General features: G+C 68.4%; 8 protein-coding genes and 1 pseudogene. 7 read left to right on the top strand and 2 right to left on the bottom strand.

The features are described 5' to 3' along the window. A pseudogene (locus D7X55_RS29210) lies at positions 1-779 on the bottom strand (hypothetical protein); the annotation flags it as partial. Between the two features lie 159 nt (positions 780-938). Between D7X55_RS29210 and D7X55_RS29205 the strand changes: the two are divergent. The 6 genes from D7X55_RS29205 to D7X55_RS29180 all read left to right on the top strand — a co-directional run bounded on the left by D7X55_RS29205 (position 939) and on the right by D7X55_RS29180 (position 8,108). After that, entirely contained in the window at positions 939-2,597 is a 1,659-nt protein-coding gene (locus D7X55_RS29205) for an amidase (RefSeq protein ID WP_121724774.1), read from the top strand. Between the two features lie 80 nt (positions 2,598-2,677). Beyond that, positions 2,678-3,445: a hypothetical protein gene (locus D7X55_RS29200; protein ID WP_121724773.1), complete on the top strand. Its 768-nt coding sequence runs from the start codon at positions 2,678-2,680 to the stop codon at positions 3,443-3,445. Positions 3,446-3,643: 198 nt separating this feature from the next. After that, positions 3,644-4,036 (top strand): hypothetical protein, encoded by a 393-nt coding sequence (locus D7X55_RS29195; RefSeq protein ID WP_121724772.1) that lies wholly within the window; start codon positions 3,644-3,646, stop codon positions 4,034-4,036. A 212-nt stretch (positions 4,037-4,248) separates the two neighbouring features. Next, entirely contained in the window at positions 4,249-5,694 is a 1,446-nt protein-coding gene (locus D7X55_RS29190; RefSeq protein WP_147470252.1) for a hypothetical protein, read from the top strand. A gap of 122 nt (positions 5,695-5,816) precedes the next feature. Next, positions 5,817-7,829 carry a zinc-dependent metalloprotease family protein gene (locus tag D7X55_RS29185; protein WP_120546202.1) on the top strand — a complete coding sequence of 671 codons (2,013 nt, stop codon included), beginning with the start codon at positions 5,817-5,819 and terminating at the stop codon, positions 7,827-7,829. A 78-nt stretch (positions 7,830-7,907) separates the two neighbouring features. Then, entirely contained in the window at positions 7,908-8,108 is a 201-nt protein-coding gene (locus D7X55_RS29180) for a hypothetical protein (protein ID WP_147442598.1), read from the top strand. Positions 8,109-8,192: 84 nt separating this feature from the next. On the opposite strand, the gene D7X55_RS42995 is transcribed toward D7X55_RS29180, so the two are convergent. Continuing rightward, positions 8,193-8,939 (bottom strand): hypothetical protein, encoded by a 747-nt coding sequence (locus tag D7X55_RS42995; protein WP_147470251.1) that lies wholly within the window; start codon positions 8,937-8,939, stop codon positions 8,193-8,195. 224 nt (positions 8,940-9,163) lie between these two features. Here D7X55_RS42995 and D7X55_RS29170 point away from each other — a divergent pair. Then, positions 9,164-9,458, top strand: a 295-nt coding sequence (locus D7X55_RS29170; RefSeq protein ID WP_147470250.1) for a DUF4082 domain-containing protein, incomplete at its 3' end; no start/stop codon positions are given.

Below are 9,458 nucleotides of genomic sequence, written 5' to 3'. Positions count from 1 at the left end.
GGCCAGACGTCGTAGGCATCGCCGTCGGTGAGCGCGAACTCCGTCACGCGCGCCACGAGCCGGGCGGTCTTCTGCATCGTCGCGCCATTGTCGCCGCCCGCGCTGAAGGCGAGCGGGACCGTGTGCGGATCAATGGCCTCGTGCAGCTTCGTGTACGTCCAGTCGAGCTTGTAGTTGGGCCGGCCGTAGACGGACGGGATGCCGTCGGGCGCCGTGACGGAGAGCCAGTCCACGTAGCCGGAGACCGACGCGTGGCCCCGGTAGAGGAGATTGTTGTTGCCCTGGATGACGTAGCGGGGCGTCACGGCCTCGTCGATCCAGATGCCCGAGTCGCCACGGAAGTCGTAGAAGCGCGGGGCCACCACGATGCGCGCGGTGTACTCGCGCGGCGTGCCCGTGTTGGTGGTGACCTTGACGAAGAGCGGCAGGCCGGAGAGCACCGTGTTGAGCTCGTGCCCCTCGTGGAGGACGATCTCGAAGCGGCGCTCGCTGATGACGTTCGCGTCGCCGAAGGCGTCGTCCGGCACGAAGCTGAGCACGTCCGCGAGGTAGCGGTTCGCGGTGGCGCGGAGGATGAGCGCGCGGACGCCGTCGCGCTGCTCGAAGGTGCCGAGCGTCTCGAAGCTCAGCTCGTTGTTGCCCACCGTGGCGTAGAGGCGGGTCGCCGTCTCCGCGGCGGTGCTGACGCCCAGCTCCTCCGCGGACTCGGTTTCAATGGGGGTGTTGTCACAGGCCGCGAGCGCGGTGAGACAGGTCAAGGCAAGGGCACGCAGATGCATGGGGGGATCTCCAGGTGAGGCATAATCTGTATCACACGCCCCTGACAGCGCCCCTGGATGGGATTGTGCCAGCCTTGTCACAACGGCTCGCCGCGGCGCTTCCTCCCGGAGGGGGAATCGGGTCCACTTGGCGCCCCTCCCAGAACAGGTGCCTGCTCCATGACGAAGAAGACGGCTGCCTCCGATGTGAACCCGACGGGTCTCTCCCGCCGCACGCTCCTGGGGGCCGCCGCCGCGGTGACAGGGGCGCTGGCCGCCCGGGATGCGCGCGCCGCCGCGCCGGCCGCCGCCGCGCCCGGGACCTTCGCGCTGGAAGAGGCGACGGTCGCGGAGCTGCGCGCGGGCCTGGACTCCGGCAAGTACACCGCGCGCGGGCTGACGGAGGCCTACCTCGGACGCATCCGCGCGCTCGACCGCACCGGGGACCTGCCGCTGTGCTCGGTCATCGAAGTGAACCCGGACGCGCTCACGCTGGCGGACGCGCTGGACGCCGAGCGCAAGTCAAAGGGCGCGCGCGGGCCGCTGCACGGCATCCCCGTGCTCATCAAGGACAACATCGCCACGGCGGACAAGATGCAGACCACCGCGGGCTCGCTCGCGCTGGTGGGCGCCGTCCCCTCGCGTGACGCCTTTATTGTAGAGCGGCTGCGCGCCGCGGGCGCGGTCCTCCTGGGCAAGACGAACCTCAGCGAGTGGGCCAACTTCCGCTCCACGCATTCAACCAGCGGCTGGAGCGGACGCGGCGGCCTGTGCCGCAATCCCTACGCGCTGGACCGGACGCCCTCCGGCTCAAGCTCCGGCTCGGGCGCGGCCACCGCGGCCAGCTTCTGCGCCGTGTCGGTGGGCACGGAGACGGACGGCTCCATCGTCTCGCCCGCGTCCGCGTGTTCGCTGGTGGGCTTGAAGCCCACGGTGGGGCTGGTCAGCCGCGCGGGCATCATCCCCATCTCGTCGTCCCAGGACACCGCGGGCCCCATGACGCGCACCGTGGCGGACGCGGCGGCGCTGTTGAGCGTGCTCGCGGGCGAGGACCCTCGCGACGCGACCACCGCCGCGGGCAAGGGCCGCGCCCATCCGGACTACACGAAGTTCCTGGACCCCCAGGGGCTCAAGGGTGCGCGCATCGGTGTGCCGCGCGAGCGGTTCTTCGGCTACCACCCGGCCACGGACGCGATCGTGGAGCGCGCGCTCGAGCTGATGAAGGCGCAGGGGGCCGTGCTGGTGGACCCGGTGGTGCTGCCCAACATGGCGAAGCTCGACGAGCCCGAGCTGGAGGTGATGCTGTATGAGTTCAAGGCGGGCCTGGAGGCCTACTTCGCGCAGCTGGGCGAGGGCGCCCCGGTGCGGTCGCTGGCGGACCTCATCGCCTTCAACGAGAAGAACCGCGAGCGCGAGATGCCCTACTTCGGGCAGGAGCTGCTGCTCCAGGCGCAGAAGAAGGGCCCGCTCACGGACGCCGCCTACAAGAAGGCGCTCGCGGCCTGCCGCCGGTACTCGCGCGCGGAAGGGCTGGACGCGGTGATGAACAAGCACAAGCTGGATGCACTCGTGGCGCCGACGCAGGCCCCGGCGGGTCCCATCGACCTGGTGCTGGGCGACCACTGGCTGGGCAGCAGCTCCACGCCCGCGGCCGTGTCTGGCTATCCGTCCATCACGGTGCCCGCGGGCGACGTGCACGGGCTGCCGGTGGGGGTGTCGTTCATTGGCCGCGCCTGGAGCGAGCCCGTGTTGCTCAAGCTCGCCTACGCCTACGAGCAGGCCTCGCACGCGCGGCGCAAGCCCGCGTTCCTGAGGACCGCGGACCTGCGCGGCGCGTAGGGACTGCTCCTGAGGCCTGCTTGCCGCCTTGATGGTATGGGGTGTGCCGCGAACCCTCTCACCCCACCGAAGGCCCTCCCGTGAACTCTTCCCTCGCGCGTCTCCTCCTCGGCTGCGTCCTGTCCACCTCCCTGAGCGCCTGTGACACCAGCGTGGCCGGTGATGACGACACGGACACCGGCGGCGACAGCATGGTCGTGACCGGCATCTGGAACCGCTACGGCAGCGAGTACGGATATCAGACCGACATCGCGTACGGCGGCATCGAGGGCCAGTCGTCGGACCGGGTGTACATGTGCGAGCTGCCCGGCTCCCCCACCGCGGGCCTCTACAAGGGCCGGCTCATCAGCCCTCGGATGATCCGCTGGGACGCGAACCACAACCTGCCCGACTACGAGGTCGTGTTCGAGGGCACCACCATGCGCTTCAAGCCCCAGAACGGCACCAACACGTTCCTGGGCCAGTACCGGCAGGGCACCTGGACGCCCGGGGCCTGCGACTTCACGCTGAAGGACGGCGAACTCATCGACAACTCGTCCACCGCCTACGTGGTCTTCGACAACAGCGGGGAGACGAAGATCACCAGCGTGAAGATTGGCGGGGAGGGAATCCCGGTGAAGGCGAGCACGGAGACCGCGTGCAGCGTCACGACGCTCATCCCTGCTGGCACCGGGAGCAATGGCAGCCTCACCGTGTCCATCAGCTACAGCGGCGTGGGCATCGATGGGCCCTACAGCCGGACCCAGACCCATTCCATGTATCGGTCGGACTTCAAGCCGGGCTGCAACAAGCTCGCGGTCGAGTTCGGCTGCGGCGCGCTCGCCGTCTGCGTCTACCCGGTTCCGTAGCGAAGCCAGAGAAGCCGCGAAGCGACCCTGCGCGGCGCGTAGGATTGAACGGGGCACGCTCCGCTTCCCAGCCCGTGGAGCAGCCAGCCCCGATGCGTGGCATTCCGGGAAGAGGGGGAAAGGGTAGATTCCGCACCCCACGCGGTTCTGCTCTTCCCCTTTCTCGAAAGACTCCCGGAATGAAGCGCTCCTTCCAAGGTGCGCCGCTGCCGCAACCGCTTCCCGCTGCCCTGCAACAGCGTGCAGACCCGCCCCGAGTACCACTGGTGGGAGGACTTCGGCGTGGCCAATGACAATCAGAAGCGGACCTTCCTGGCGCAGCCGCTCAACCCGGGCCGCGACAACGTGCGCCACCTGGTGTTCGTCATGGCGGGCCAGCAGGACGGCGACATGGCCTCGGGAGTCACCGGCCAGCAGGATGGCTTCAAGGGCCCCTTCGACGACAACGACGGCTCCGAGTGGGCTTCCGTCAATGCCAGCTCACTGGCCAGCCGCCTCGTGGAGGAGCTGTATCGCAGCCCGAACGACACCTTCATGGGGCTCGCGTTCGACGCCCGCTTCAACTACGGCTGCAACCGGTTCGGCTGCTGAGTGCGCATGGACGACCCGGTTTCCCTGCCCGTGCCGTATGAACGGTGATGGACTCTGGCTGAGACTTCTGTCCCGAGTCCATCCACGTCGTGGAGGTGGTGCTCAAGACGGGCTGCTGCTCCCGGAGTGACGAACTCTTCCGTCTGGCATTACAGTCTCGGCCTGGAGGTGGACGCTTGATGATGCACGGTGCGCCACGGGTCTTGCTCTGCATGCTGGCCCTCACGACCGCCGCGTGCGCCGCGGGCGCCCCCTCCCGAGGCGCCACAGGCGTCTACGCGGCGCGGCCACCGCCCCTGGCGGAGCGGCTTGCCGGTCCCCCCTGGTCCTGGATGGAGCCGGAACAACTCGCGCCCGACACGGGCTCGCAGAGCGATGAGGAGCTGCTTGCCTGGCTCATCTCGGCGGACCGCGCCCAGCGTGCGGAGGCGCAGGTGCGGCTGCTTCCCCGGGGTGAATCGCTGCTGCCCGGGCTCGAGTCCCTGGCCGCCGGTGCCCGAGATGACGAGGCACGGTCGGCCCTGCTCGAGTTCATCCAGCTCCTGACGAGGCGAAGGGTCCACCCCGAACTGCTCGGCGGCCATCCGGAGCTCAGCGCGCTGAGCGCGAAGGCCGTGGCCCGAGGCCAGGGGCTCGTGGCCTTCTGGGAGGTGGAGCCCGCTCCACGCGAACTCATCGAGGAGCAGCCGGTGGTGCTCTGCGGCAACGATGGCCGCCCCGTCTCACGGCTGCGCATCGAGGGACGGAGGCTCCAGGAGCTGAGAGACAAGCTGGCAACGCTCGGCGGACTGGCGCTGCCCGGTGTCGAGCGGCTCCTGGCGTCACCCTCCGCCACCGTCCGTCTCCAGGGAGTCGTGCTCACTGCGGCGCTGGGACTTCGCCCGATCCAGGCGACGCTCGAACGGCTGCGGAATGATCCAGGAGAGGTCGAGCTGGATGCGCGTTACGAGGCCTCGGACCTCGCCGTGAAGGCGGGCCGGGCGTCGTGGCGGTCCAGGGTTTCAATCTCCCAGCGAGCGTCCCTGGTGGCACGGAGGCTGGATGCAGTTGGGCGGCAGGTCCGTGAGGACGACAAGCCGCTGTACCGCATCGAGGATGGAATCGTGGAGTGGCTTGGCGGCATACGGAAAACCGGGGCGGCGGATGACAACCCGAGCCTCTTCGACATGCTGTCGGGGGATCTCATCAACGGTCTTCGCCAGGGTGGCGGCATGGACGCCACGGATGCGCAGCAGTACTGGAACCGGGTCAGGCCAGCGTGGCGCTTGTTCTGGATGACGGTCGGCGCCAGGGTGGATGACTACAGGCGGGAGGACTGGTTCGCGCTCCTCGACAGCCGGAACGGCTACCAGCTCCGCAAGGAGCCTGGCTCCGGAGATGAGGCCGTCCTCCGCATCGAGGCCCCCGTGGGCGTGGAGGCGGAGGTTGTCGCCTTTCCCACGGTCCCCAACGACGCGGTCGTGGTCCAGCGGGGAGTCCTTCCCCTCACACTTTCTTTCAAGGAGCCGGTCTACACCCTCGGCATCCGGCTGCGGTCGGGAGGGGACTGGGTGGACTCGGGACCGTTCTTCGCTCCGCGCAAGGGAGCCCGGATGACGGTCTGGCTGCAGCCGGAGTTCTTCCAGCGCTACCTTAAGGAGCGCGCGGCGCGGCGCTGAGCTGCTTGAAATCCGCGTGACAACTTCGACGGATGCATTGCGCACGCGCGAAGCCGCGGGCACAAGGCGCGCGGCGGTTGCCAGGCGCACTCCCGTGCCGGCCACCGTTCCCCGGAGGGGAAATGTCACGCTTGTGCATCATCGTCGCGGCCGTATGGCTCGCGGCCTGTAACACCCAGGTTGCCAGCCCAGCGGAGCAGGTGGTCCAGGGTGAGCTCGAGGTCCGGGTCGTGGACGCGCCGTCGTTCACGGCGTCTCATGAGGAGTATTTCCTCGTCGTCGGAGGCCAGCGCCTGCCGCTGGCCTTCACCGGTGGCGTACCGGAGGGTCTGCGCGGCGGTCAGCGGGTGACGGTGCGCGGGGCCCAGGGAGGGCAGCGCTTCATGGCCCGGACCGTGGAGGTGGACCGCCACGCCTCGGCCATGCAGGCCACTTCGGGCGGGTGCGGCGTCACGGGCGTGCAACGCAGCCTCGTCATCCTCGCGGCCTTCCCGGGCATGCCCCAGCCCGCCGCCACGCCGCAGGGCATCCATGACGCGTTCTTCTCCACCACGCAGCGCTCGCTGGCGACCTACTGGAGCGAGGTGTCCGGGGGCCGCACCACGACCACGGGCGCCGTGCGGGGCTGGTACACGCTGGACCGCGCCTATTCCTGCTCGGAGACGGACGCGATGCGCGACGCGGCCGTGCGGGCTGCGGACGCGGACGTGGACTTCCGGCAGTACGACCGCATCTTCATCGTCCACCCCAATCCCTCACAGGGCTGTGCCTACGCGGGACAGGCCACCTTGTCCTGCGGGCAGGTCGCGACGGCGGATGGCACCGTGACGGCCTCCGTGACCTGGCTCGTCGCGGACTGGATGACGAACCACGACACCGCCGTGAAGCTGGTGACCCATGAGGCCGGTCACAACCTGTCACTGAACCACGCGGGCTCGCGCGACTTCGGCGCGGAGCCGCTGGGCATGCCGGGCACCCTGGGGACCATCGACGAGTACGGGGACCGCTTCTCGTCGATGGGTGATTGGAACCTGGGCCACTACGCGGCGCCGCACAAGGCGCGCATCGGCTGGCTGGCGTCCTCCTCGGTGGCCCGGGTGGATGGCACGGACGGCACCTTCACGCTCGCGCCGGTGGTGGCGTCCGGTGGCCTGAAGGCGCTCCAGGTGCGCAGGCGCCCGGGCGTCAACGACTGGCTGTGGGTGGAGTACCGCCGGCCCGTGGGGCTCTACGAGTCGACGCTGGCGTCCCAGGTGTTCGGCGGCGCGCTCATCCACCTGGCGGACGCGGACACGCGGGATGGCACCCACCTGCTCGACTTCACGCCGGGGACGTCCTCCTGGAACGACCCGGCCCTGCTGCCGGGCACGACGTGGAACGACCCGTACAGCGACCTCTCCCTCACGGTGGATGCGGCGACGCCTACGGGGCTGACGGTGCGCGTCCAGTACCGCACGACGACCTGCGTGCAGGCCGCGCCCGAGGTGCGGGTGACGCCTCTGGCGCCGGCCATCTGGCCCGGAGCGCGGCCGGAGTTCGCGCTGGAGTTGATCAACCGGGATTCGGCCGGCTGCGGCCCGAGCACCTTCCAGCTGTCCCCCATCGTTCCAACGGGCTGGGGCTTCGACCCGCTGCCCGCGCAGCGCACGCTCGCCGCCGCCAGCTCCGGCATGCTGGGCCTCCAGACGTATGTGCCCTACAGCGCGCCGCTCGGGCTCTACGCGGCGGGCGTCACAGTCACGAGGGGCAGTCAGAGCGTGCAGGGCACGGCCACGGTGGAGGTCGTCGAGCGCTGCATCGCGACGCCGCCCACGCTGACGCTCTCACCGGCGAATGTGACGGCGGCCCCGGGAGAGGACGTCACGTGGACTGTGAGCGTCACCAACAACGACTCCGCTTCGTGCAATTGGGTCTGGTACGACTTCGGATCCACGCTGCCGGAAGGCTGGGACACGGCCTGGTCCGAATGGGGCGTCAACCTGCCGCCGGGCGGCGACTCCACCTTCACGATGACGAAGACGGTGCCTCCAGGCGCGCGAGGCACCCACACGGTGGACCTGAGCATCTACCAGGAGGACTTCGGCCTCGCGGCCAGCGCCACGGCCACGGTGAACGTGGCCAGCAGCGCACGGTGACGGAGGCGGCGGTGGGATGGGCAACCGTGGCAGAGTTCGCGGTGGCCGTTCGACGTCAACCCATTCCGGGAGGCTTTCATGAGAGGCTTTGTGAAGAAGACGGGACAGACCCTGCTGGCCGTCGTCGCGGGGACCGCATTGTCATTCAGCGCCACGCAGGCCCTCACGCCAGCCCCGGAGGCCCCCGCGCCGTACGAGTGCTCCGCCTGCATCGCGCAGTGCATCGAGCTGAACTTCAGCTCTGGCTGGTGCACGCGCACGGAGTGCTACTGCTACTGAGCCCGTGGCCCTGAGGCTCCGCCCTCGGTGAACGGGCTGGAGGGGGCCACCCGGCCTCCAGCCCGTTCTCGCCGCTTGCTTCTGCTAGAGGAAGGGCAGGAGTGCTTCAATCGTTTCCCAGTTCTTCGTCCTTTTTTGGTGAAACGCCTGGCAGTGTTCGCAGGGCTCCGGAAGTGCCTGGGTGTTGGGAATGATGGATGTTTCGATGAAACAGTCGAACAGCTTCTGAGCCCTGAGGCCGCCGAGGATTCCCGTCTCAGCGAACGAGTGATACCGCATCTGGCTCAGGAGCATTTCCAGTCGCTCCTTGCTGCGAGCCAGGCGGCGGATGGTCGCTCCGTTGGGCCCCGCCAGATGGTCTTTGGCTGACTTGAGCGTTACTCCATTGTAGGTCTTGTACTTGGAAGCACCGCCGTTGATTGCCTGCTGCCCAGGGTGCTCGCCGAAATCCAGAATGTTGCATCCATTGGCTTTCAGGTATGGGGCCAGCCGCTTTGCTGACGGGGCCAGGGCGATGACGAGCGGCGCGTCTTTGACTTCAGACAGCAGGCGCTTCTTGTTGGCGTCCGTGTCCACGTCGCTGACGTTTGGGCTGGTCTTGTTGTTGCTATCGCTTTTGTACAGGGCTTTGCTGTACGCATTGGCGATCCGGTACTGGTACCGGCAAGTAGACGGGAAGACTTCTGGAAGCAGACTGTGGAGGGACGCCAGGATGCGATTGAGGGCCAGCCCTGTATCGCCAGCTGCTGGGCGTTTCGCTTTCTCCTCATCCTTTCCTGGCGCTGCCAGGATGAACGCAGGCAGCCCGGCTACGCCGTCGTTCCGGTGCATCTCGTGGCTGCAGTCATACGAGCATGGGCATTGCATCGTCATTCCTCATGGCTACAGCGACATGATGCCAGAACCAGGTGCCTTCTCCAGTCAGGGGGGCACCAGGCATGGCCCTGGCTTTGCCAATCAGAGGATTGTTTTTTCTGGAATCGGAGTAGACATGCGTGGGGCGCCCCCGCGCCGCCTGTCATTCGCGTCCGCCCCGCGCGGACGGAAGGTCCCTGATGAAGCGGATTGAAATGCTCTCCTCGCTGCTCTGCGTCCTCCTGCTCTGCGTGCCAGGGCTCGCGCGTGCGCAGACGACCGCCTCGCTGTGGAGCGGCACCACGGCGCCGTCTCCCGCGCAGCTCGATTCGGACATCACGCCCGTGGAAGTGGGCGTGCGCTTCCAGAGTTCGGCGTCCGGTGTCCTCGACAAGGTTCGCTTCTACCGGGATCCCCTCGTGCCCCTCTCCCGGTGCGAGGTGCACGTGTGGAGCGCGAGCGGCGCACTGCTCGCCACCAGCGTCTGGGTGGGCG

The organism is Corallococcus sp. AB049A (assembly GCF_003668885.1).
In the GTDB taxonomy this organism is placed as follows: domain Bacteria; phylum Myxococcota; class Myxococcia; order Myxococcales; family Myxococcaceae; genus Corallococcus; species Corallococcus interemptor.
This window is presented reverse-complemented; position numbering and strand designations above follow the sequence as displayed.